Here is a 25,530-nt window from a genome sequence, read left to right as displayed (position 1 = left end):
GCGCCTTGTCTTGGTGTCCGAGCTAGCGCCTGATAAATGCATTTTGATTGGTAACGGGTATATGAGTTCATTAATCTAAAAAAGTTCATCAAACAGCAAAACTGCTTTCAGTTTTAGATTTAAATGAAACAGGAGGTTCACACTACCGGCACATTTCACTACCAGAATAGATTAATCCCCCTTATTATAAAAAGACGCCGTCACCTTAAGACCCAGGGCCCTTAATATGCCGTTGCTCCACATCAGTATTAGTATTACTGTTTTTTTATTACTTGCTTTATCTATCACTGCTTTTCATTTAATAAAACTGAAACGAAAATATAAAGATCTCAGACAGACTCATCGTCATCTTCATTCTCTGATAACCCATATTCCTGATTTAATCTGGCTGAAAGATAAACAGTCACGTTTTTTATTGGTCAATAAACAGTTTTCCCGAGCGTTCTCTTTATCTGAGCAGCAGATTTTAGGTAAAACTGACTTTGATATCTGCAGCGATCAAACACAGGCGATGGCATATTATGAAGACGACCTAAAAACCCTGAGAGAAAAACAGATGGTGCACACCGAGGAGCTAATAACAGGAAGCGACGGCTGTGCCGCCTGGTCTGAAACTATCAAAGTACCGATTTTTGATGAGCACAATCAGGTCGTCGGCACAGCAGGAATAGCCAGAGATATCAGCAAACGCAAAAAAGCCGAAAGGCAGATGCTCTACCTTGCCTACCACGACGACTTAACCGACCTGCCTAATCGAATTTCTTTTACCCGGCAGGTAAGCAAAGCGCTGGAACGGCCTGATGGTCATGTCGCAGTTATACTGCTGGGCCTAAATCATTTTAAAACCATCAATGACAGCTTAGGACATGCGTGCGGCGATCAGGTGCTTATTGAAATCTCTAACCGTTTAAAAACATTAATCGATGAACAGACTATTGTCGCCCGCTACAGTGGAGATGAATTTATTATCTCGCATCAGTATTACAAACAGGATAACTCACTGGAGAAATTACAAAGCTTACTGTTGAAGCTCTTTGAAAGCCCGGTAATTCTCGAAGAACTAAATTATAACCTTAGTGCCAGCTTCGGCATTGCCGTTGCTCCCGATGACGGCGGCAATTGTGAAACGCTGCTAAAAAATGCAGACTTAGCCATGTACCAAAGTAAAATAAATAAACATAAACATTGTGTTTATTTTGTACAGGAATTTGCCGATCAGCTGCTTTATAAAATGAAACTGGGTAATCAGCTTCATCAGGCAATGAAAAATCAGGAGTTCAGTCTGGTTTACCAGCCTAAAATGGATTCAAAAACAAACAGTATAGTCGGATTAGAATCTCTTCTACGCTGGAAAACAACAGATCAGAACTGGATTTCTCCCGCAGACTTTATTCCGGTAGCAGAGCAGAATGGTTTTATTATTGAGCTTGGAGGCTGGATAATTAAAAGTGTGCTTAAACAAATCCGTGAATGGCTGGATCAAGGTTTACAGGTGCCGCCTGTATCGATTAATGTATCAGCTGTGCAGCTGAAGCAGCCGCATTTTATTGATTACCTGTTTCAGCAGCTACTGCGCTACCAGATCCCCGGAGATTTATTAGAGATAGAACTCACCGAAGGCGTGCTGATGGAAAATATAGAGGAAACCATAGAACTGCTTAATAAAATGCGCAGCAGAAATATCCGAATCAGTATTGATGACTTCGGCACGGGTTACTCGAGCTTATCTTACCTGCCGCAGCTGCCGATCGACACCTTAAAAATAGACAGGGCATTTATTACCGGCCTTCACCTCAATACAGATAACCAGAAAATTGTAAAAACAATCGTTCATCTTGCCGCTAATTTTAATTTATCAGTTATAGCCGAAGGGGTTGAAACAAAAGAAGAACTGGAAGAAACAATAAACTGCCAGATAAACCATATCCAGGGTTATTATTATTCTCAACCGCTAACGCCGACAGAATTAGAAAAAAAGTATCTCGCTTAATCTAATTCAAGGTCTTCAGTTAACGGCACCTTGGCCGCCACCACAATAAATCTTGCTCCCTGCTCGCCCGCCTGGATGAAGTGGCTTTCCCCAGCCAGTATCAGGTGGGTATCCCCCGGGTTGATTGTCTGCCGGCTAATCTGTCCTTTATTACCCACAAGCTCAATAAACAACTGTCCTTCCAGCAGATAATAGATCTCTTCTGTATCCAGGTGCGCATGCAAGCCGACACTGGCATTCGACTCTAAACTTGAGTCCATAAACAGCTCCATACTGCTCTGCAGGAGCTTTTCCTGCTTATCCGGCTGCTCATTATACAGCCACTTACCGGTTAGTTTCCCTGATCCCTGCTGTCCAGAGGGTGCCAGGGTGTTTTTATGAGCAGGCTGATAGAGCACATTCGCAATACCCTCTTTTATCTTAAAAGAGCGCCAGTTTTCATTTCCCTGAGGTTTATAAACTGGAAAATTACCGTGGTGAAACTCATGTTCGGTTAAAACAGCTGCATGATTATTAACGGGATCATCCTGTTTGAGAGGCTCCTGTAAACGGGTCTGTGATAACGCCGTCGCGATTAACCCTGTCGGTACTGCTACTATCCCGAGACCGACCAGCAGAACAAAAAAGGTAAAAACTTTACCACCCACTGTAATCGGGAACATATCTCCGTAACCAACCGTGGTCAGTGTGGTAAGCGCCCACCATAAACTGTGGAATATCGACTTAAATAAATCCGGCTGCACACTATGTTCAAAATAATAAATACCCACGGCAGACAAATAAAACATTATCAGCGCGACAAAACCGAATAACAGCAGCTCCTCTTTTACCAGTATAAATGCACGATGCAGCCGGTTTAACGCTTTACTGTATTTAAACAACTTTAAAATACGCAGCAGCCTTAGCAAACGTACAATTCTTACTGAACGCAGATCCACACCGGGAATGAAATAGAAAGGTACAATAGCAGCCAGATCTACTATGCCGTAAAAACTAAAAATATAAGAGAATTTTTTATCAGCAGCATAAATACGCAGAGCATATTCAAGCGTAAAAATAATCACCGTAATGATTTCAATGCGCTTTAACACAAAAATTGTTGTCTGCGATAAATCCGGCAGGGTATCCATTGAGAAAGTCACTAGCGAAATAAGAATTAAGCTTTGAATAACAAAAGCAAAAATTCTTCCATAACGGGAATCCGTATCGTGCAGTAAAGACCAGAGAAATGCTTTTTGAGACAAGTTAAACTCCTTTTATTATCAGCCGGCAGTCGCTATAAATAATAAGAGTAAAGTATAAAGCAGTCGTGCTTCAATTGTTAAAATCTTTCTGCAGCAGTGATCTGTAACAATGAAGAGCAGAGTTATATAAAGAAAACTTTATATATGCTGTCATAAAATATTCACAATTAATCTTTAGTCTAAAAGCACTTTAAAACTTTTAATCACGGATAAACCATGAAATTTTCTTCTGTATTTTTATCTTTAGCAGTTATCAGCACGGCCGGCAGCGCGTTTGAATTAAATGATCCGAAAAAAAATGATACACATAACTTAGTTTGGACGGGCCATCTCAGTCCCGATACAGACAGCATGACAGCAGCCATAGCTGCGGCTTATATATACGGCGGTACAGCGGTAATGCCTCAAGAGACCAATCCGGAAAGCCGCTTTGTACTTGAATACTGCCAGGCTGAAGCACCGCGGCAGTTAGATGACTTTACAGATAAACAAGTCGGTCTGGTTGATTTCAATCAGAAAACCCAGCTCCATAAAACAATTGACCCGGGCAGCATTACAGCCATTATTGATCATCATGCGATTGGCGGAAGCCCGGTAAATTTAGCACAGGTTGCCGCTATTGATATCCGTCCCTGGGGTTCAGCCGCCACAATTGCAGCAGACCACGCTGCATCATTAAATATAATCCTGCCGAAACAGGTTGCCTGTACAACGTTAGCCGGCATTTTATCGGACACCGTGGTTTTACAGTCAGCAACTACAACTCAGTATGATCGTGATTATGCAGTTAAATTAGCAGAGCAAGCCGGTATTAGTGATTTTCACTCCTTTGGCGAGCAGATGCTGATCGCTAAATCGGATTTAAGTAAAACGGATGCGGCGACTATTCTGACCATGGACTACAAAACGTTTGAATATGCAGGTAAAAAAGTCGGTATCGGTGTCGCTGAAACATTAACAGCCCAACAGTTAACAGACAGAAAAGATGAATTTATAACTGCTATGCAGGTTTATAAAAAAGAGAATAACTTAGACCATCTATTCTTTTCAGTCACCGATACTAAGAATAAACAAGCCAATCTACTATGGATTGACGAGGCAGATGCAGCTGTTGCCCAGGCGGCTTTTCAAGGCCAGAATGCCGACGGCTGGTTACAGCTTAAGAATGTAACATCCCGCAAGCGCCAGATCGGGCCGGCAATACAGCGCGCTGTCGAAGCAGGGAATTAAACAAAGTTTTACAATTAACTGCCTAAAGGAGACTACCGTACCTCCTTTAGGCACAATGGATAACAAAAATACTCGTGCCTGAAAACCAAGTTATTGATTAACAGCATTGAATGGAATTGCTATTATCTGCACTCATATTACGCTGAATACCCATAACAGAGGCTATGCCCTTTTACCTTTAAATGAGAGTTCTAAATTTAGGTAAATAAAAATCGAGGAAATACAATGAATTACCAAGCCGCCGTTTTTGATATGGATGGTCTCCTTTTAGATACAGAAAAAGTCTGTATGCAGGCATTCCGGGAAGCTTGTCAGTTTTTATCACTACCTATGTTAGAAGATGTGTATTTAGGCATTATCGGCAGTAATGCCGCTGGTATTGAACAAGTTCTGCGCAGCGGTTACGGTCCTGAACTTGATTATGAAACACTGCGTCACGAATGGATGAAACGTTATCATCCTATTGTTGAGCATCAGGCTATTCCGGTTAAAACCGGTGTGATTGATTTATTAACCTGGTTAAAATCTCAATCTATTCCAGTCGCAGTGGCGACATCAACACCAAGAGAACTTGCGAAAACCAAGCTGAAGCTAGCTGGTTTGCTGGATTATTTTGAACATCTAAGTACCGGATGTGAAGTTAAAAATGGTAAACCTGATCCGGAAATTTTTCTGCTGGCTGCCGAGCGTTTAAATGTCCGCCCGGAAAACTGTTTAGCCTTTGAAGATTCAAGTAACGGGGTACGTTCTGGAATAGCGGCCGGTATGCAGGTTTATCAAGTACCGGATCTGGTAAAACCCTGTGCAGATATCATTGCACTGGGTCATAATATCAGCAGCTCTTTGTCTAATGTATTAGCTCAGCTTCAGGCGAGACAGGCAGCACAATAAATCGCTGTTGTTTATGCAGCAGAACCGGCGCACTGAGTTGTGCGTTCGGCTGAAAGTTTTTGTACTGGAAATACTGATTCAGGTACCTCAGAAAACTGACTATTAACCTGCCAGAACGACTCGCGAACATGCATAAAAGCATCAATAATACGCGGATCAAAATGACTGCCCCGCCCTGCTAATATAATTCTTTCAGTTTCCTGTCGGCCAAACGCTTTTTTATAAATACGGCGGCAGGAGAGTGCATCAAAAACATCTGCCACTGCCATGATCCGTGCAACCACAGGAATCTGATCCGCGACCAGGCCTTCAGGATAACCGCTGCCGTCCCATTTTTCATGGTGGTAATGGGCTATGTCCTGAGCAAACTGTAAAAATGTCGGACCATTACTCTGCTGCAGCTCTGAGGTCAGGGTCAGGATAGAAGACTCAATTGCCTTACTTCCGTAAACAGTATGACGCTGCATGATCTCAAATTCACTATTACTCAATTTTCCTGGTTTTAATAAAATGTCATCAGGGATACCAACCTTGCCTATATCATGCAGCGGCGCGGATTTGTATAATAACTCAATCGTTTCACTACTCAAAAACTCTGCAAAATCAGGATGTTTACATAACTCAGCAGCCAGCAGGCGTACATAATTCTGTGTCCGTCTCAAGTGCAGGCCTGTTTCATTATCTCGTGTTTCAGCCAGCGTCGCCATACTCAAAATAGTGACACTTTTAGTCACCTCCAGCTCTCTGCTGCGTTCTTCCACCCGACGTTCCAAAACGTGGTTAAGCTCTTTTAACTGCAGTTCGGCGGCTTTTCTACCGGTCGAAGCTCTCGCCCAGATGTAAATAAGGATTAAACCCAGCGGATAAATCACTAAAATAGGATAAAGAAATTTAACCTTAGTAAATAGGAAAGCAGGCGTATAACCCCAGACTGTATTGACGATCACAATTTTCCATTGATCCAGGAAATGATCTTTATTAGCGACCTTTTCATGAACATCAACAACCGGATGTACGCTTGCAAAGGAGAATCGTCCGTTATTCCACTTGATAATACCCTGCTCCATAAGTTTTATCTGCCGCCAGACTTCCGGATAAAGTGCGCTGAAACTCTGCTGGTGATCCAGTATAAATCCCCACTCACGTGAGGCATCTTCACTCGACAGCCAGAAGCCTTCATTGTTAAGCAGAGCAGCCTCTCCCGGCGCAACTGCCATCTGCTGACGAAATGTATCGAGAAATAAGCGCCCGAAATAATTTAAAACCACTACTCCTTTAAGCTCTCCAGCCTGATTGCGTAAAGGTTTAGCAAATCGAATCATCGGCTTGCGGGGCATCTCAACTTTACCCTGCTCAATATTCAGATCCAAAGGCGAAATATATAGTTTATCATTGTTTATGGAAGCACTCTGCTTGAAATAATAACGATTAGACTTATCCTGTAGCTGCTCTGCTGGAATTACGACAGGTTCACCGTTTTTATAATCGATGCGCACCAGTTCCATACCAGTCGGTCCTAATAAACGAATTTGATCATAAAGATGTGCAGTCTCTGCTAAATTAAAGAATTCCAGTTTAAGATGATCGCGGGTATCAGCGTTATCTGCGGCAATAAATGCCTTCATAGATTCACTTTTAGACAAAAACTCCAACTGCGAGATAACGCTGTCAAAATCACGCTGCGCCAGGCGGGACCCAACCTCAATCGCAGCCTGAACTCTGCTCTGCAGCTGCACCTGCTCAACATTAATAAACAGTATATTGACCAGTATAAAAGCCAGAATATTGATAACAGTAAAAGGAATAAACAAGATAAAGAAAGACTTCCATACTTGCTTTTTATGACCCTCTGAAAACTCTTTATTATTATTTTTGTTGATAATAGCCACGGATTCCCTCCCGATAATGATCAATGTACATATATACACTCACAACCATATGATGATAAGTTGATCACATTTTGAACTTTAGTTCAGTGGGATGTATTTATCCAATACGACTTAGTTATTAATACAAAAAAGCATCAACAATTATTGCATAAGCATAGAATTCTGCGGCGCATAAGGCGGCTGATTTCATAAAAAAAGCATAAGCAGGCCAAAACCACTACCTTAAAGGGATGGCCCAGACACTGAAAGTAGGGAGGGTGTCAGTATTAACAAATACAGCAATCTGCAGAACATCAGCAGCCAACGGCATAAATTATATGTGCCTAGCCGCAGTTATAATGTGGGAAGAGAATAAACCTATAATTCAAAATTGAAAAAGGGACAGTTTGTCTCTTTTTGTTAGCTAATATTTATTTTCTTTTTCACCGGAATAATTTACATAGTAGGGGTTATCTATCAGCCATTTTTCAAATGATTTCTTTGCCGAAGCGGTAAGCATGCTGGAAAAAACTTCTTTGTCTCCTAAATACAAACAATGACGGATCACTGTATAAGGGTTCATCGAGCCTGCCGGGCTTGAACCAGCAAAAAAGGCTTTGTATTTTTTTACTGCAGTAATAGTTTCACGAATATAGAAATTGAATTTCCCCCTGGTTATCAGTGGTTTCAGTGAAACAATTTCTTGAGTAAATCCATCCACTTTGTAGGACTCAAATTCAAAACCATAGAAGAAGTGACTTGCAATCTTTAAGAAGCTGAAGGCATTAAACTCATTACCTTTTAAATCACTACTGTCCGGTATATGTGTCCCGATATCCGTATTCTCTTCAGCCTGCAGATGAGTTTTTTCAAGCTCTGCATCCGTGGCAATGCGTATCTCTTTGAATTCTCTGTCGGCTAACTCAAAAAGAGCAGCCAGGGTATTAATACGTCTTTTTAACTGCTTAGGAATCACTTTTTTATATTTTATTTTATGATCCAGAACACTCCAGGAATCCTGAATAATTGTTCTTATCTGCACTTCAAAGCTTAAATCTTTACATACTTCATATTCAGGCAGGTTTCGGCGAATTTCATTTAATTTCAAATCTAAATGAAGTCCTTTATAGCCAAATGAATCTTCTGTATCTTCAATTTGTGATGTTTTATCCGTTACATCAATCACCAGAAAATGCTCCGCAAGCTTACTTTTCAGCTTTTCAACATCATCTTCATATAAGCACACCACTCTCAATCCGATTAAGTCACTAATATGATCTTTAATCGTATAATGCTGGAAAGCCTCTTCCAGTACATTGCGATACTTAAGATTGAATTTTTTTATGCACTCTTCTCGATTTTTTACTCTGCCCTCAATTTTTGAAATTGAGATGCTGCCTTTGGTTAATGACTCAACTAAAGCCACAAAAGAGTTCTTGGCTGTTTCTAATGAGCCAATATTTGCATCGTAATAATCCCTAAAGGTATTTTTTTCTTTATCAAAGTCAATTGATGACACTCGACATTTTCTCCTTAATTTATATCTTTTCTTAGGCTCTGTTTACAGGCCTATACTGTCTAGAATTTCTACAAAGACCAGCTCGCGGTTTTTACTGGTCAGCATAGGATATAAGCGGCATAAACGCACCGCTTGACCGAATTTATCTTTTCCAATGACGCTCAGCACCCGGGTAAATAACTGCTCATCCAGGTGAAATGTTTTAACCGCATGGGTTACTGCACTGTCCAGATTCACATAACTTGTACCGTCAAATTCAAAGGCTTGATCTTCCTGTTCAATATACAACTTCTCGTTATTGATCCGCAGCTCCCAGCCCTGATAATTAATACGCCCCTGAATCATCTCAAACATAAACCAGGCGCTGCGTTTAAAACCTTCAAAAGCACTGCCCTGTAATTCAGATTCCTCTAATTCCTGTTTGGTCCAGTTAGAGCCGATACTTAAGGTTTTCTGATGCTTGGCGGTTAAGGCTTTTTTAATAGCATCACGATAGGCAAATAATGAGGTGAATGCGGTGCGCTTAACAATATTAGCGCACTCATTACAACTCGGCAGACAGAGCGGTATATGATTCATTAAACTTTCTTCGCTGCTGTGCTTGGGAAAGTTAATCTCTTTGTCCTTCGGCTCACCACAAAACCAGCAGGTATTGCGGTTATTAAAGGGAATTTCAATCAGGGGATAACGATTCATGGGGTTCCATAAGACTTAAAATAAGACATTAAAACAGGGTTAAAAATTCAGCAGACAAGATACACCACAGCTTTTAAAAACTCCACTTCAACTGAGCAAAAGCCAAAATACTCGGTGTTTCGCCAAACAAACTACCTGATACCCCATCAAAGCGTTGTAAAACCATCAGCAGCTGCCAGTTATCAGCAAGCGAATAACTATTAGTCAGGCCTATATAATAAGAGCCGTCACTATAATAACTACCAGAAAAGGTTAAACGACTTAAGGAGCTGATATCAAAGCTAAGATCCGAATAATAGGTCATTCTACTGAAACTTAAAGTACGCGCTGTCAGTGGTAAATTAAGAAATTCTGCAGCACTGTTCTGTTCCTGCGGCTCAGAGATATATAAAGCAGCGGCTCGGCCCATCCAGTTGCGCCGCCCGCCGAAACTATAATCACTTTCAATACTGGCCAGCAATGCTGACTTCAGCTCAATATTTTCAACATCGTTAAACCAGCTGTCCTGAGTCGGCTCAAACCAGGTAACTTCCCCGCGTAAACCAGCACCACGAATATCACCGGCAAAACCACCGCCGAGAACATGATCTAAATAAGATTTTCCGGCCAGCAGCTGCATATCCCAGCCCTTCTGGTTAAACAGGTAACGCCCTGCATAACTATTTAAGTCACTGTCCTGACTGGGGTTATAAACTACTTCAACGGAACTGGCAAAATCCAGTTTACGTTTTAATAATATAGAATCACTGCCTGCGCGCTCTTCATAATCAAAATCATAAATTGAATAGGAATTAAAAATATCATTGGGGTTCCACAGAGTGGTCATCGCCCAGTTAATACGGGAACGCCCTAACCGCGCCTGCCACTCCTGATTTGACCAGTCGAGGTAAAGACGATCAAACTGGCTGCTACCCAGCACCCCATTTTTATCTAACCAGTTTGCAGATAAATCCAGATAACCAGGATCATTGTCGATAAAATCAGCATAACCGGGCAGTTCAGCAGTGTCTCCCGCCATCAGCCGGTTACGCATGCCGGCATTAAAACGCAGCTGACTGTTAAAACGATATTCATAATTAAACCGTTGATGCAGCAGATGATCATAACTGTGTGCATAATCATCGGGAAGATTAGCCGAGCCCACATATTTGATATAACCGGAAAGATCCCAGTTTTTTTGCGGAGCCAGCCCGGGGATCTGCGCGACACTGTCTGCGCAGATAAAATAAGCCGCCAAAGCTAAACAGGATTTTAGTAAACCGATCTGTCTCACTATGGGCTCTCTGCCTGTATTGTATCTTCTTTTTTCAATCCGTCTTCAAAGACAATAACCCGTTTAGCACGGCTGATCACGCGCGGATCATGAGTCGAAAATATAAAGGTAGTACCTTCCTGTTCGTTCAACTGCTGCATTATATCAAGCAGTTCCGCGGTACTTTTGGCATCTAAATTTGCCGTAGGCTCATCTGCCATCACAAACTTCGGGCTGGGTGCAAGTGCTCTGGCGACCGCAACCCGCTGCTGCTGTCCGCCGGAAAGTTTCGCAGGGCGCTTATGCAGGTGCTCAGCAAGCCCCACTCGAATTAACAGATCCGTAGCGCGTTTACGGCATTCCTCTTCACTATGTCCCTGCAGCTGCATCACAAATTCAACGTTTTCCAGCGCCGTTAATACCGGCAGCAGACTGTAATCCTGAAAGATAAAACCAATGTTATCGCGCCGAAAAGCAATTAACTGTTTATCATGCAGTTCCAAAATATTATTATCATCAATCAGTACCTTACCCGAAGTAGGAGTATCAATACCGCCGAGCATATTGAGCAGTGTGGTTTTACCGGAACCGGAAGGTCCCATTACAGCAACAAACTCCCCCTGTTTGATTTCTAAATCCAGATGATTAACCGCATGCACCGGAAAGTCCGTATCAACATTATAGGTTTTGCACAGCTGCTCTAATTTAATGCTCATTTACAGTTTCTCCGACAATTGATTTGAGTAAGCATCATCAATGCTTCTCCGACATAGCTTGTGCAGGCTCTTGTTTTAATATTTGTCTGGCAGGATATAAACCGGCTAAGGAACTAGCCAGTACCACAGTAATAAAGATAAGAGCGAAATCACTGCCGGAGACTTTAGGATATAACAGAGTGTCTAACCCCATGGCGCTTAAACCGTCCGCCAGCGAGCTTAAGGAGATCCCGGTAACTTTTAATATTGAAAGTGCAGCCAGAGAGCAAAGTAGACCGAGTGTTGCCCCCACCACTCCTAAGAAAGTCGATTCCAGTAAAATCAGCTGCAGTATTTTATGTTTCTGCATACCAACAGCCATTAACACACCAAATTCACAGGTACGTTCAAACACCGACATTAAAAGGATATTAACAATACCAAAACCCATCGCCAGCACAAATATCACCAGAATAATAATATTGCTTGATGCCATGCTTGCCGACATAGCCGCCAGCATCGGCTGCAGTTCTTCCCAGTTCTGTACGCTGTCAGACTGCGCCAGCGCGACGTGGATCTTTCGTTTTACTGACTCTAACTGTTTAATATCATTAACTAACAGCGCAATCTCATGGTCACCTTCAATACCGCTCAGCACCTTTAAATCCGCTTTACGCACAAACACATTCATTTCATCAAAAGCACTGGACGGCGTTTTGAACAAACCACGTACTCGAAATGCCGCCCCGCTGACATCGCCGTTTTTATTAGTAAAAGTCAGCACAACTTTCGACCCTACCCGTAATTTTAAACGCTGCGCTATTTTTTTTGAAACCAGTATAGGATTACGCCCTTTATCATCCAGCCAGAAACCATCATAGATATTCTGCGCAAGCGGCGTAATTAAGGCTTCTTTCTGCAGATCAATACCGTTAATAGTAATACCGCGAGTACTGCGCGCAGAAGCAATCATGCCCTGCGCCAGGTGACGGGAAGCCCATGTTTTTATCTGCGTCATCTTATCAAGCTGTACTTGTAACTGAGAGCTGCGGCTTATCGTTTTATGAATTTCCGGATCCGCACTGTAGTCTTTCTGATGCACCTGCAGATGACTGGTCTGCCAATTAATGGCATTACTGATCATATTATCCATCATACCGTTCATAAAACCGATCATCAGGGTAACCCCGACCAGGCCAAATACCATGGCGCCTAATACGATGCTGGTTCTAAGCTTATTTCTCCATAAATTACGCCAGGCGAGTTTAAGCAGCATGTGCACCTCCCTTTAACGCACTAACCAGATCAATTTTATAAAGGCGCAGCAGCGGATAAATTAAACACAGCACCAGTAAACCCAGCACCACCACAATCTGGTTAATAAATAACTGCGGATCTAATAATACCGGGATAATCGGATCATAGCCCATTTCCAGCATCAATTGTGCCGTTTCACCGGTTAACGTAATAGGGTTAAACAATAACCAGATAAGAATAGGAAAAGCGATCAACAGTCCGATAATAATGCCCAGCAGACCGATAAATGCGGACTCGATACAAATCAGCTTTAATAATTTACTACGCAATAACCCGGTTGCCAGCATCACTGCAAATTCACGCTGTCGTTCCAGCGTCATCATCAGCAGGGTGGCAAATAAACCAAAACCAACAATACCGTATAATAGATACATTAATATCAGTCCGCTGGTACGGTCCATCAAAATCTGCTGCGCTAAATCTGGAGAAAGATCCAGCCAGTCCCGCACATTTACACCCTGCTGATAATACTGCTTTAAAGCGCTGGCCGCCTGCTCAACATCAGCGAGTGAATCGGTATGCAGCACCCACGAAGTGACTAAATCCCCCGTACTGTACAAATACTGCGCCGACTGCAGAGACATATACACAAGCTGATTATTCAGCTGCGGCATCGGGAAATGTAAAATGCCCTGAATAGTAAACAACCCGGCGGCTGTCTGACCTCGATATCCCTGTCCGTACAAAACCAGTTCATCACCGGGCTGCAAACCCAGCTGCCGCGCTAACCCTTCTGCTATCAATACCTGTGGTTTATCCCCCTTGTTTTGCCGCTCACTAAAATAACTGCCGCTGATAACTTTCTTTGACAGACTTGAGTAAATATCTTCAGGGAGCGGGTCAATACCGAAGACCAGGATACCTTTAGATTTATCACCAGAGGCGGCCAGTGCAAAGGACTCGATGCGCGGTAAAATAGTTTCGACAGTTGATAGCTCCCGGGCAAAATCGATAAACTCGGGATCCGCAGAAAGCAGATCATCGATACTCTGACTATCTTTAAACTCTGGATGCTGGAGCTGAATTAACCCCGTAGATAAACGCGCTATATTTTCAATATTCGCACTGTAACTGCCCTCTTGGATGCAGCGCATCACTAATGACAGTATCAGCGCTAGCGCCAGCGCGGAAGCAGTTAAAATAGTACGGCGCTTTTGACGCCAGAGGTTCCGCCAGGCAAGTTTCACTAACATAAAGATCCTTATTGAAGCCTCGTTTAATAGTTAATTAATCACGTAATGCTTTCATCTGGCTCTGTGAAAAAAAATGTTCGTCGATCGCAAAATTAAACTGTGCCTGATGGGTGATCATTTCTGTTTTCTGCCCGGGTTTATCCGCAGGGATCATCTCCATACGTGCTGCAATCGGTCGTCCGCCCATCTCCTGAATATCATAAGTACTCATGGTGTTCACCAGTTCATCAAACTCATCATAAAACTCAACTTTCCGCTGCAGATAAGTCTGTTTAGATATCCACAAACGCACTTTACTCCAAACCACTGGCGCATCTGTTTTAGCCGTAGCATCAATCACATAGCTGTCATCATTATCAAAAACCTCGCTGGAAATCATTTTATGATGATAATCCACTACAATCGATGACTGGTTAATCAGATCATCATTAGTGAAATCTGAGCCCATCCAGGACTGTCCTAACATTGAAGGGGAAATTTTAATCACCCGTTCAATACCAGGCACCCAGTTCCACATCTCTGTTTTACGTTTTAATGAAGCGCTGCCCTTATCTTTCGCAGGCGCAGTAATCAGCACTAACGACAAATCCAGCCCTTTGGTCCAGCTTTTCATGCTCATGCTGCGGGTCCAGTCAGGACGAATAATATTCATGGTAATTTCACTGTAACTCGATTCACCACGCATCTGCTGATCTGATTTTTCAATGATTTTAAATGCGCTCTCCAGCGCAGAAACACCATGGGAGAATAAAAAAATAACAGTAATTAACAGGCTTGATATATAAGGCATAGGTATTTCCTAGTGCATAGATAATGGGCAGTTAATATGTTAGTCGACTTTTCAATATAAAAATAAAGCCAGCATCTTGTTTTGGTTAATTATTATCTGATTCTTGAAAGGAAAATTTTGAACAGCTGAGGAGAGCAGACGTGTTTTATATATGCAGGTAATGCACTGCTGTATTAAGGCGGCAGATAAAAAAAACCTCCCGCAAAAAATATTGAAGGAGGAAAACGGGTAACTATTTTATTCTTAAAGCATAACAGATACCCAAAACAACAAAACCCCTCTAAATAGGTGCTTTGTTGGTATTTGAGCAATGAAAACCTTGATTGGGATAGAGCTTACTGGAAAGTCCCCTTAATTCCTGCGAACCCAGCAAAAAATTTAGCGTAAAACGTCAAGCTCGAATTTGATTTTTAAAAAATCACAGAGAAAATCTAAACTCCTTCGATAGCTGTAATAATCAAAGAATAAAGGTGTGATATAAAACATAAATTATGCATTTACAGCTAACAAGGGTATGATTCCAACACATACAAAACAAAGGGTTCTTATATGTCAGCCTCGTCAAATGCCTATCGTGATACAGCAGGTATTACCTGGATCGCAATGCGCTTACTGCACAATAATCTGCAGCTGGAAATCAATAAGGTTAACGATACGATAAATGTTGAACAGTTATTCTTATTAATGGAATTAGATTCTGAAGACGGCCTGCGTCCCTCTGTGCTTGCTAAACGCATGGTACGCAGTAAAGGCACACTTTCCAGCTTGATTCGTCACGCGAAAAGAAATGAATATATCGCAGTGACCGATGACCCTAAAAACAAAAATGCCAAGCGTGTCTTTTTAACTATATACGGCAAAAAAATCCATGATCAGCTTAAACCTATTATCGCTGATACTGTTGCTAATGCGATGAGTCATGTTGCACCGGAGAATCTAACAATAGTCGACCAGGCAATGAGCGGCATTATCAAAACCTTCAGTCCGGAGTTGTTTGATTTAGAAGTAAAAGAGAAGAAGCAGGCATAACTGCATTAGTGACAAATAAGGCATTCACATGAATGCCTTATTTGTAATAAACGCAGCAATAATGAGCTTATTTCAATGCATTAACCAGTGAGAGTGCATTATGCTCCATCAGTTCTAAGTAGCTTGAAGCTCCCTGATCAGCATTTGATAACGCATCCGAGAACAACTTCCCGCCAACCTGCGCATCTGTATCTGCGCTTATCTGTTCAATAAGACGGTTATCACTGATGTTTTCCACAAAAACTGCTTTGATTTCATTTTTACGAACCTGATCAATAACCGCGGCAATATCAGCGGCACTAGCTTCAGACTCTGTACTTGTTCCCTGTAATGAGTAAAAACTTACTTGGTAGTCACGTTGAAAATAAGCAAATGCACTATGAGGAACAATCACCTTTCTCTGTTCCTGTGGAATAGAAGCAAACATTGTTTTTATTTTGCTGTCCAGAGTATTAAGTTTCTGTTCATACACAGCTAAGTTGTGCTGGTAATAAGATATATTATCGGGATCAATGATGCTTAAAGCCCGGCTAATATTCGCCGCGTATACCTTCACATTTTTGATGCTGTGCCAGGCGTGAGGGTCTATATCGTGGTGATGGCCGTGGCTGTCTGCATGCTCATGTTCGTGATTATTTTCATCTCCATGACTACCGGCATGCTGGTTCTCATGTTCGTCAGCATGTTCATGGTGTACTTCATGATCCTGATGCTTACTATGGCTGCAGGCGCCTTGAAGAGATGAAATACCATCTGATGCACTTATTTTCATCCCCGAGAAATGCGAAGACTCTAATAACCGCGGTAACCAGCCTTCAAAACCAAGACCGTTTAATACCACTAGATCAGCAGCGGCTACTTTTTTTACATCATTCGGTTTGGGGCTATAGGTATGCGCATCACCGTTATTTCCCACTAACGTGGTCAGCTCGATTTTATCCCCGCCAATCTGCGCCGTAATATCCCCTAGAATAGAAAAACTGGCAACAACGGATAGTTTATTTTCAGCAGCGGCATTAACCGCATTTAAACTTAATAATAAAGGAAGCCAGAGAAAGATTTTAATATATTTACGCATTAGTTTGTCCCGATAATGAAAGAGAGGTGTGTTTTTTTGAAAATAAATCACGCTGCTTAATCAAAATGATGGACGTGATATACAGCCCGCCAAGAACCAGAATAATTGCAGGGCTGGCCGCTAGAGCAAAATGATAAGAAAGTAATAAACCGCATAAACAGCTGAACGATGCACACAAAAATGCAATCAAAATCATCGGCCCCAGCTGATTAGTCCAGAATCGTGCAACAGCTGCCGGTAAAATCATTAACCCCACGGACATTAATGTGCCTAACGCATGAAATCCCGCGACTAAATTTAAAACCACTAAAAGCAGGAAAATATAATGGGCAGCCCCGCCCATCCGACTCACCGTTTTAAAAAAGTCCGGGTCAACGCACTCCAGAACTAAAGCACGGTAGACCAAAGCCAGCGCTAAGGTTGAGACAGTAGCAATGCTCGTTAGTAAAAAAAGTGCTTCATTATTCAGAGCGAGCGTAGATCCGAAAAGAACATGCAGCAGATCTACACTGCTGCCTTTAGAAGAGATAATAAGTACACCAACCGCCAGTGATAACAGATAAAATGCAGCTAGACTTGAGTCTTCCTCTGCTTTGCTGTGCCGTGCTACAAAACCCGATAATAAAGCCACAATACAGCCGGCAATAATACCGCCGATGGTCATTGCATAAATAGAAAGCCCGGAAACCAGGAATCCGACAGCCGCACCGGGTAAAATAGCATGTGCCATTGCATCCCCGGTTAAGCTCATTTTTCTTAAGGTCAGAAAAACACCAATAGGTGCTGCGCTAAGACTTAAGACGAGGCAGCCCCACAGGGCTCTGGACATAAATGAATAATTAGAAAAAGGTTCAATAAATAGTTCGAAAAGCACATTTGTCATAGTTCATTAACCGTAGCGGGATGAAAACCGGCTTTACACATATTATCCTGCGTTAATACCTGCTCAGTCGGCCCTTTGGCGATCAGCCTGCCGGCAAGCAGAGCCGTTTCAGGAAAATACTGTTTTACCAGCGGCATATCATGGATCACAGCAATCACCGTTTTACCGGCAGCATGGCAGCCCTGGATAACAGCAGCCAGATCCCGGGTAGTGTGCATATCAACCGAGTTGAAAGGTTCATCTAAAATTAAGATCTGTGCATCCTGAATAAGCATTCGTGCAAATAACATGCGCTGAAACTGCCCCCCGGAAAGCTCGCCAATCTGCTTATGTTCACTGTTTTCAAGCCCCACTTGACGTAAACAAGCCAGCATCTGCTTATTTAAAAATGGGGTGAATGCCCGCCAAAGTCCCGTTTTTCGCCATGTTCCAGCGGATACAAACTCTTTAACGGTAATCGGAAAGCTGCGGTCAACTTTTTGGCTCTGCGGCAGGTAAGCAATATTTTTCAATCCGAATTTCTTAAATTCAACGCCGCCGGCAGCTGCTTTTACTTGAGCCATAATTGCTTTAAGCAGAGTAGACTTTCCGGCCCCATTGGCACCGACGATTGCAATCATCTCACCTTGGTGAATCTCAGTGTCGACATTTTCTAACGCAAGAACATTTTGGTAATGTACCGTTAACTTCGATATTTTAATCACTTTTCCGACCTAAAAACAGATAAACAAAGTTGACCAGAGCACGGATAACAAACCCAGAGCAATGCTTAAGCGAAAAGTAATGCTGCTTAATAAAATAGAGTCTGCCCCAGCTCTGCCAATGTAATTAAACAGATTATTGAAAATTTTCATAATATTGACTTCTTGCTGAATGATAATAGATCTTGTTTGTTATGTTATAACATAACAAGAGAAAGCGCTACGCTTAATATAATTTAAAATAATGGCCATCTCTGCCAAAAAACTAAATTTATTCATTATGCTTTTATCTAACATGGCAGGCAGAATCTAAGTACAATAAGATGCAAATCTAAAACAGGAATCATTATCATTTTGACAGACTATAAAAATGAATTTATTGACCGGAGCTGGCTGTTAAAAAAAGCCGGACAGCATAAAAAACGTCTGATAGGCGCCAATATCATCGCAATTATTGCAACGCTGATCAGCGTACCTATTCCGCTGCTGATGCCGTTAATGGTAGATGAAGTCCTGCTTCACAATCCGGCCGGCGGCATCGATTTTATGAATGGTTTTTTACCGCAGCAGTGGCAGCAGCCGGCAAACTATATTGTGGTTATCTTCCTGTGCATAATTGTAATGCGCACCACCAGCCAGGTGCTGAATATATTACAAAGCCGCCAGTTCACTCTGGTATCAAAAACCATTACTTATACCATCCGTACCAAACTGATCGATAAATTAGGGCGCATCAGTATTCGTCAGTACGAAACACGCGGCAGCGGCGGTATCAATGCACATATTGTCACCGATATAGAAACCATCGATCAGTTTATCGGCACTACCCTGAGCCGTTTTTTAGTCAGCTTTTTAACCGTGCTGGGTACGGCGGTCATTTTATTATGGATAGACTGGCGTTTAGGTTTATTTATTCTTCTGGTCAATCCGCTTGTGGTATTTTTCTCACGTAAATTAGGCTCTCGTGTAAAACACCTTAAGAAAAAAGAGAACCAGTCCTTTGAGAAATTTCAAAATCGTTTAATTGAAACCTTAGACGGCATCTATCAGCTGCGCGCTTCCAACCGGGAAAAAGAGTTTCTGAATCAGCTTAAGGGCCAGGCAGATGATATCCGCAGCAGCGCCGACAAATATGCCTGGCAGAGTGAAGCCGCCGGACGCTTTTCTTTTTTACTGTTTTTATTAGGTTTTGAACTGTTTCGGGCTGTCGCCATGTTGATGGTATTAATGAGCGATTTAACCATAGGTCAGATTTTTGCTGTTTTCGGCTACCTGTGGTTTATGCTTTCCCCGGTGCAGGAGTTACTTAATATCCAGTTCTCCTGGTACGGCGCAGCAGTCGCCATCAAGCGTATTAACTCATTATTACAGGTTGAAGAAGAGCGCCGCCCGGTCAGTAAAGTAAACCCGTTTATTAACAGCAGCAGTACCGACATACAGATTAATAATTTGAACTTTTCCTACGATGCGGAAAGCCGGGTATTAAATGATCTCTCCCTGCATATTCCTGCGGGTAAAAAGGTTGCCCTGGTAGGCTCCAGCGGTGGGGGAAAATCGACTTTAATTCAGTTATTAATCGGTGTTTATCAGCACAGCAGCGGTGAGATTCTGTTTAACGGTCAGAAAAGCACTGATATAGGTTTTGATATCATCCGCGATAATATTTCCGTGGTATTACAGCAGCCGGTTCTGTTTAACGACAGCCTGCGTAATAATTTAGCCTTAGGCGCGGCTTACAGTGATTCTTTATTATGGCAGGCGCTGAATGTCGCGCAGCTCAGTGATCTGATGGAACAGCTGACCGAGGGGTTAGATACACAGCTTGGTCGTCAGGGCATACGCCTTTCCGGCGGGCAGCGCCAGCGCGTTGCTATCGCACGCATGGTCTTAAGCGATCCGCAGTTTGTAATTTTGGATGAAGCCACTTCGGCACTGGATACCGCCACTGAAAGCGCCCTGCATCATGCCTTAAATACCTTTTTAGCAGGCCGAACCACCCTGATTGTGGCGCATCGTCTCTCGGCAGTAAAACAGGCTGATATTATTTATGTATTAGAGGAAGGCAAGGTCACACAGTCGGGTACGCATATTGATTTAGTTGAACAGGATGGTTTGTACCAGACTCTGTACGGCACAGTTCAGTCACACTAGGTTTAAGTACTGAAGAATGCAGTTGAAACTCTAATAGGTTTCACTGCATCTAATATATTACAGCAGTTTAATTATAGGCTCGGGCTAACTGCCCGGAGCTGCTGACCTGATAGTCACCGGCATAAGCTGGAATAAACAGCGACTCACCTTTATTAATCGTGATTGTGTTTTCATCTCTGTGACTCAGCCTGACCGGCGCATCAACTGCAAAAATAATTTCGGCGCTGTTAACCTTTACACAAAGATCCTCTACGTTATCTGCAATGCTCAATTTAAAATCGCTGACAGGCACAACATAATTCTGCCAGCCGGCGTCTGCCTGCGGTTTTAATAACAGATCCTCAGCGGCTTTGCTGCAGAAAATAGTATTAGCCAGCAGTTCCGGCACATCAATATACTTAGGAGTTAACCCCGCCCGTAGTACATTGTCAGAATTTGCCATAATTTCCAGTCCGGTTCCTTTGATATAAGCATGCGGCGTACAAGCATCCAGAAACATCGCCTCTCCCGGCTGCAGTGTCAGCACGTTCATCATCAGCGGTGAAAACAGACCAATATCCCCGGGGTACTGTCGGCCTAATTCAGCAATCAAAGAAAACAAAGGCTGATGCAGATTATCCTGCGCATAAACCATTAATGCTTGAACGGCACGAGTTTTCCGCCCGCCTTCAAGTAATAACATTGCCTGAAAAAAGTCCTGTAGACCGCCTGCCGTGAAATCAGCGCTAAAAGCCTGCAGCAGCGGCTTTATTTCCAGGATATTGATAGGCTGAAAGTATTCGACTATCTGCTGCATATCACGAAAGCCGTTCATTGCCAGGTATTCAGTCAAAGCAAAGACAACCTCGGGTTTATGATTAGCATCCTTATAGTTACGATTAAAAGCATTATGCGGGACAGCTAATTTATTTTCTTTTGCAAAACCAGCCTGCGCCTGCTGCTTATTAGGATGAACCTGGACAGACAAGGCCTTCTCTGCGGCCAGAACTTTAAACAGGTAAGGTAACTGTCCAAATTCATCAGCCGTTTTTTTTCCTAATATCAGGTGCGGATCCTGCGCTATAAAATCAGACAGTTTTATTACTCCCTCTCCAGTCGACAGCAGTGAACAGCCGTTAGCATGCGCGCCCATCCATAATTCCGCCTGTGTCTGCTGCGTTTTATTCTTAAAAGCAAACAGGCCCTGCATAGCGGTTTTACTGCCCCACTCATAATTCTGAATAGTGTTAGTCATTTTATAAAAAGGCAAATAAATCATCCGCGAATCTCCTGGTTATACTGCTGGCCGACTGCATTTTTCCTACTGTAGACACTGTAAATTAAAATCAATAAATAGCCGCATAAAGGCACCATGTAACTCATTCTTACATTGGTAAAATCAACCATTACTGCCTGTATAAACGGCACAACTCCACCACCGATACCGCACATAATAAGAACCGCAGAGGCGCTGCCGGTAAGAGCGCCTAAACCTTCAATGGATTTCGAGAAAATAACCGGATACATAAACGAGTTACACAAGCCGACAATGATTAAGGCTGCACCGCCATAAATACTGCTGTTTAATATGGCAAAAATAATCAGCATCGAAGCGCAGCAGGCACTGAAACCTAATGCCTTAGAGGGCTCGATGTACTGACTGAATGCACTGTATGCAAAACGGCCGAACATTGAACCGCCCCAGTACAGGCTGATCAGCGTCATTGCGGTTGACGGCGCGAGCGCGGCAGTATTTTTATCTGTAAGATAACTGATAGTAACGGTGCCTATACTCACCTCAACACCAACGTAGACAAAAATAGTACAGGCGCCGAGCATGAAATTCTTCTGTTTAAACAGTGCCTGCATCTGCCCGATAAAATTACTCTGCAGTTCACTTTTGAAATCCTGAATATTACTTTTGAAGATAACAGCCGCCAGCGTTAAAACAGCAAAAGCGATGCCGAGATAAAGATTCGCAATACCCAGAGTGACTAAAGTCATCCCGATAAACAGAGGAGCCAGCGTTGTACCCAGCGAGTTAATCGATGAAGTAAAGGTTAACCTTCTTGGTGCAGATGCCGCTTCACCAAGCTGGGTTACATAGGGGTTAGCAACGACCTGCATGGCGGCAACTCCCAGTGCGAGAATAAAAATAGCCAGAAGTGCCCCGCTGAATGAGCCGAAAGAAACAGCACAAAAGAACAGAGCAGCTCCGACAGCAGTAAAAACCAGAGACATTGACAAAGTCATTTTATAGCCGCATCTGTTCATCATTATCGATGTTGGTATGCATGCCAGGAAAGGAGCCAGATAAAAGGCAATCTGCACAAACATCGACTGTTTATAACTCAAATCGAACAGATCTTGAAAGTGCGGCACCAAAATACTATTTGCAGAAGTCAGCAGGCCCCAGGTAAAAAAGGTCATTGCCAGCAGTATAAGGGTAAAAGTACGATTATTTTTCATATGGTATTAAAGCCGGTTATCCCCAGATGCCCGGGAATAACCAGCCTTCCTTAGTTAGGCCGCAATCGTTTCCTGCAGAGTGTGGAGAATATTTTCCGGATTATCAGAATCGATCAGCGAACTTCTGAAATCTTCATGCATCAGCTTGCGTGCAATCTTAGAAAATATTTTCATATGCGTATCATCGCTATCATCTTTACTAACGGTCAGCATGATCACCAGTTCAATACTGGTATCATTACCCCAGTCGATCTCTTTATCCAGGGTCATTACCGATACGCTGTTTTGACTCACATGCTCAGATTTACAATGCGGAATAGCAACAGAAAACCCCAATGCCGTTGAGAATACCGCTTCACGCTCCCAGATTGCTTTTTCAACATTACCGGCAACAGGAATGCGCAGCTCGGCTTCAAGGTTATCGGTTAAGCGTTTAATGGCTTCTTCTTTGCTGGAAACAGCCTGCTTAGTAAAGATAAGCGACTTACACATAATCGGCATCTGTTTATCTGCTGCCGTGAATTTCTCCACCAATGCAGTGACTTGTGCCGGATTGTCCGCGTCAATCGCTTTTGCGAGAAGTGCCCGACAGTCTGATGCATTAAGTGCACAAAGCCGCTCTTTTGATTTGCCGATAAGTGACGCTGACATACTGAAGTTACGTAAACCAGCTCCAATCAGCAGCGGCTGAGCAATCGGATCAGAAGCCATTTCACCACATAGGCTGACTCGCAGTCCAGCCTGATCCGCGTTAGCAATAATATCGCGCACCAGTCTCAGAAAACTCGGATCCAGGTGATTATAAAGATTCGCTATATTCTTATTACCACGGTCACAGGCCAGGAAGTACTGGGTAAGATCATTGCTGCCGATGGAAACAAAATCGATATAGGAAGAGGCTTTTTCCAGTAAATATAATGTTGACGGCACCTCCACCATAATACCCAGCGATACGCTGACGGTTTTATTTATATCGGCACAGACTTCCGCAGTAACAACATCAAGCATATTGCGGATCCATTTGATTTCATCAAGATTTGAAATCATCGGCACCATAATCGAGACTTCGCCAAATTCGCCGGCACGAACCAGTGCTCTAAACTGGGTTTTGATAATATCTTCGTATTCCGGATACATACGAATCGCCCGGTAACCCAGGAACGGGTTTTCCTCTTCAGGCAGTCCCATGTATTCGCAGGGTTTATCTCCGCCGATATCAAGTGTGCGGATAACGGCTTTTTTACCTGCCGCATTTTCTACAACAAATTTGTAATGCTCGAACTGTTCTTCTTCAGTCGGCGGTACGGCACGTTCACAAAACAGCATTTCCGTTCTAAATAAACCGATGCCGTCGGCCCCGGCTTCTAAAGAGGAGAGGATCTCGTTAGAGGTAACGATATTCGCAGAAATATTTAACTCAGCCTGGTCAGAAGTAGAAACAGCCGTACTTTTAAATTTAGATAAACGTGTTTCGATCTTCTCCTGTTTAACAGCTTCCAGCTGATAATATTTGTTGGTCATTTCATTGGCGTCAGCAATAAGCACGCCGGCTCTGGCATCAACAATCACTTCCTGCGCAGCGCTGCACAGCTGCACCGCTTTCTCTACAGCGGTTAATGTCGGGATATTAAATGAACGGGCCAGGATCACCGTATGTGAAGTATCACCACCGTCGCCCATCACCAGACCTTTAATCATCTCTTTCGGCAGAGCTAACAACTGGCTTGGTGTCAGCAGACCTTCTGAAATTATTACGCTGCCTTCTGTCAGACTCAGATCAGTGCTGATTTTTTCACCTGTTATATTTTCAACAATACGGCTGGCAATATCACGGATATCCAGTGCCCTTTCACGCAGATAACTGCTTGAACTGCCTTCAAGTGTCTGACAGATTTCATCACTAGCCAGGGCAACTACAGCACACGCATTGAATGCATCTATATGTTTATTAATCGTATCCTGCAGCTGCGTATCTTTAATAATTGCCAGATGCGCATCTAAAACCGCCTTCGCATCCGTACCTGCATGCTCAATTTCATATTCCAGAGCAGTGGTTGTTTTAAGCAGCGCACTGTTAATCATTTTTGTATTTTCACAGCTGTCTGCTGCCGGATACTGTCCGGCAATACTGTGCAGATCAATCTGGCCGATAATAACCGGTTTACCACGACCGATACCGCTGCTGGCTGCTTTACCACGTAAAAACTGCGGTTGTGCTTTTTCTAAGAATAACGGTAAATCCTGCATAACATCAGCAGGGACTGCGCGCTCTACAGGGCCGTCGATATCTGCAAGTTCGTTATCTACAAAGCTTTTAAAAAAATCATAAGCCTGATTTTCATCACTTCCCTGGAAAACAAATTGACACAAATCATCAAACAGAATGTCGGCGCCGATCATAGACAACACGCTTTTTGCGTTAGCTGTAGTATCTTTGCTCAGATTCATAATAGTGATTTGTGCTTCAAACTTAGCAGCACGCTGTTCAATTTCGGTCGCTGGACGCGCATGAATACCGTTTACTAACGGACAGGTGAACTGGAAATCTAACATAA

General features: G+C 42.9%; 20 protein-coding genes. 5 read left to right on the top strand and 15 right to left on the bottom strand.

What is annotated here, in order from left to right:
* Positions 1-226 precede the first annotated feature (226 nt).
* Positions 227-1,990, top strand: a complete 1,764-nt coding sequence (locus tag G327_RS0111550) for a putative bifunctional diguanylate cyclase/phosphodiesterase (protein WP_019614939.1) — start codon at positions 227-229, stop codon at positions 1,988-1,990.
* Here the strand turns inward: G327_RS0111550 and G327_RS26505 are convergent.
* Positions 1,987-3,234: an ion transporter gene (locus G327_RS26505; protein WP_019614938.1), complete on the bottom strand. Its 1,248-nt coding sequence runs from the start codon at positions 3,232-3,234 to the stop codon at positions 1,987-1,989. The genes G327_RS0111550 and G327_RS26505 overlap by 4 nt on opposite strands.
* 216 nt (positions 3,235-3,450) lie before the next feature.
* Here G327_RS26505 and G327_RS0111540 point away from each other — a divergent pair, with 216 nt between their 5' ends.
* Entirely contained in the window at positions 3,451-4,464 is a 1,014-nt protein-coding gene (locus G327_RS0111540; protein ID WP_019614937.1) for a manganese-dependent inorganic pyrophosphatase, read from the top strand.
* Positions 4,465-4,689: 225 nt separating this feature from the next.
* Entirely contained in the window at positions 4,690-5,355 is a 666-nt protein-coding gene (locus G327_RS0111535) for an HAD family hydrolase (protein ID WP_019614936.1), read from the top strand.
* Positions 5,356-5,366: 11 nt separating this feature from the next.
* Here G327_RS0111535 and G327_RS0111530 read toward each other — a convergent pair whose 3' ends face one another.
* The 8 genes from G327_RS0111530 to G327_RS0111495 all read right to left on the bottom strand — a co-directional run bounded on the left by G327_RS0111530 (position 5,367) and on the right by G327_RS0111495 (position 14,685).
* Complete coding sequence (locus G327_RS0111530; RefSeq protein WP_019614935.1) at positions 5,367-7,244, bottom strand: HD domain-containing phosphohydrolase; 1,878 nt, start codon at positions 7,242-7,244, stop codon at positions 5,367-5,369.
* 403 nt (positions 7,245-7,647) lie between these two features.
* Positions 7,648-8,742 carry a GTP pyrophosphokinase gene (locus tag G327_RS0111525; protein WP_019614934.1) on the bottom strand — a complete coding sequence of 365 codons (1,095 nt, stop codon included), beginning with the start codon at positions 8,740-8,742 and terminating at the stop codon, positions 7,648-7,650.
* 42 nt (positions 8,743-8,784) lie between these two features.
* On the bottom strand, positions 8,785-9,438 hold the full coding sequence (locus G327_RS0111520) for a hypothetical protein (RefSeq protein ID WP_019614933.1): 654 nt from the start codon (positions 9,436-9,438) through the stop codon (positions 8,785-8,787).
* Positions 9,439-9,511: 73 nt separating this feature from the next.
* Positions 9,512-10,711 (bottom strand): hypothetical protein, encoded by a 1,200-nt coding sequence (locus G327_RS0111515; RefSeq protein ID WP_019614932.1) that lies wholly within the window; start codon positions 10,709-10,711, stop codon positions 9,512-9,514.
* On the bottom strand, positions 10,711-11,406 hold the full coding sequence (locus G327_RS0111510) for an ABC transporter ATP-binding protein (RefSeq protein WP_019614931.1): 696 nt from the start codon (positions 11,404-11,406) through the stop codon (positions 10,711-10,713). The genes G327_RS0111515 and G327_RS0111510 overlap by 1 nt, the downstream gene beginning before the upstream one ends.
* Before the next feature lie 37 nt (positions 11,407-11,443).
* Positions 11,444-12,661, bottom strand: a complete 1,218-nt coding sequence (locus tag G327_RS0111505) for an ABC transporter permease (protein WP_019614930.1) — start codon at positions 12,659-12,661, stop codon at positions 11,444-11,446.
* Positions 12,651-13,895, bottom strand: a complete 1,245-nt coding sequence (locus G327_RS0111500; protein WP_019614929.1) for an ABC transporter permease — start codon at positions 13,893-13,895, stop codon at positions 12,651-12,653. The genes G327_RS0111505 and G327_RS0111500 overlap by 11 nt, the downstream gene beginning before the upstream one ends.
* 34 nt (positions 13,896-13,929) lie before the next feature.
* The gene (locus G327_RS0111495) at positions 13,930-14,685 is read right to left on the bottom strand and encodes an outer membrane lipoprotein-sorting protein (protein WP_019614928.1); all 756 of its coding nucleotides are present in this window, start codon (positions 14,683-14,685) and stop codon (positions 13,930-13,932) included.
* A 549-nt stretch (positions 14,686-15,234) separates the two neighbouring features.
* On the opposite strand from G327_RS0111495, the gene G327_RS0111490 reads away from it, so the two are divergent.
* Positions 15,235-15,714: a MarR family winged helix-turn-helix transcriptional regulator gene (locus tag G327_RS0111490; protein ID WP_019614927.1), complete on the top strand. Its 480-nt coding sequence runs from the start codon at positions 15,235-15,237 to the stop codon at positions 15,712-15,714.
* A gap of 67 nt (positions 15,715-15,781) precedes the next feature.
* Here the strand turns inward: G327_RS0111490 and G327_RS0111485 are convergent, their stop codons facing one another.
* From G327_RS0111485 to G327_RS0111475, 3 genes are read right to left on the bottom strand one after another with little or no spacing between them, the layout of a single operon-like run.
* A complete protein-coding gene (locus G327_RS0111485) occupies positions 15,782-16,792 on the bottom strand; it encodes a metal ABC transporter solute-binding protein, Zn/Mn family (protein WP_019614926.1) in 1,011 nt (336 codons plus the stop codon).
* Positions 16,785-17,675 (bottom strand): metal ABC transporter permease, encoded by an 891-nt coding sequence (locus G327_RS0111480; protein ID WP_019614925.1) that lies wholly within the window; start codon positions 17,673-17,675, stop codon positions 16,785-16,787. Before G327_RS0111480 ends, G327_RS0111485 begins: the two co-directional genes overlap by 8 nt.
* Positions 17,672-18,379 carry a metal ABC transporter ATP-binding protein gene (locus G327_RS0111475; protein WP_026339328.1) on the bottom strand — a complete coding sequence of 236 codons (708 nt, stop codon included), beginning with the start codon at positions 18,377-18,379 and terminating at the stop codon, positions 17,672-17,674. Before G327_RS0111475 ends, G327_RS0111480 begins: the two co-directional genes overlap by 4 nt.
* A gap of 351 nt (positions 18,380-18,730) precedes the next feature.
* On the opposite strand from G327_RS0111475, the gene G327_RS0111465 reads away from it, so the two are divergent.
* On the top strand, positions 18,731-20,527 hold the full coding sequence (locus G327_RS0111465; RefSeq protein ID WP_019614922.1) for an ABC transporter ATP-binding protein: 1,797 nt from the start codon (positions 18,731-18,733) through the stop codon (positions 20,525-20,527).
* Between the two features lie 67 nt (positions 20,528-20,594).
* Here G327_RS0111465 and manA read toward each other — a convergent pair whose 3' ends face one another.
* Genes manA through ptsP form a run of 3 tightly spaced genes read right to left on the bottom strand, consistent with a single transcriptional unit; the run spans position 20,595 to position 25,528 of the window.
* Complete coding sequence (gene manA, locus G327_RS0111460; protein ID WP_019614921.1) at positions 20,595-21,785, bottom strand: mannose-6-phosphate isomerase, class I; 1,191 nt, start codon at positions 21,783-21,785, stop codon at positions 20,595-20,597.
* The gene (locus tag G327_RS0111455) at positions 21,782-22,975 is read right to left on the bottom strand and encodes an MFS transporter (RefSeq protein ID WP_019614920.1); all 1,194 of its coding nucleotides are present in this window, start codon (positions 22,973-22,975) and stop codon (positions 21,782-21,784) included. The genes manA and G327_RS0111455 overlap by 4 nt, the downstream gene beginning before the upstream one ends.
* Positions 22,976-23,029: 54 nt before the next feature.
* Complete coding sequence (gene ptsP / locus G327_RS0111450) at positions 23,030-25,528, bottom strand: phosphoenolpyruvate--protein phosphotransferase (protein WP_019614919.1); 2,499 nt, start codon at positions 25,526-25,528, stop codon at positions 23,030-23,032.
* Positions 25,529-25,530 lie beyond the last annotated feature (2 nt).

The sequence above is a fragment of the Psychromonas ossibalaenae ATCC BAA-1528 genome (genome assembly GCF_000381745.1).
GTDB lineage: Bacteria > Pseudomonadota > Gammaproteobacteria > Enterobacterales > Psychromonadaceae > Psychromonas > Psychromonas ossibalaenae.
The sequence above is the reverse complement of the archived record's forward strand: the minus strand, read 5'-3'. Positions and strand labels throughout refer to the sequence as shown.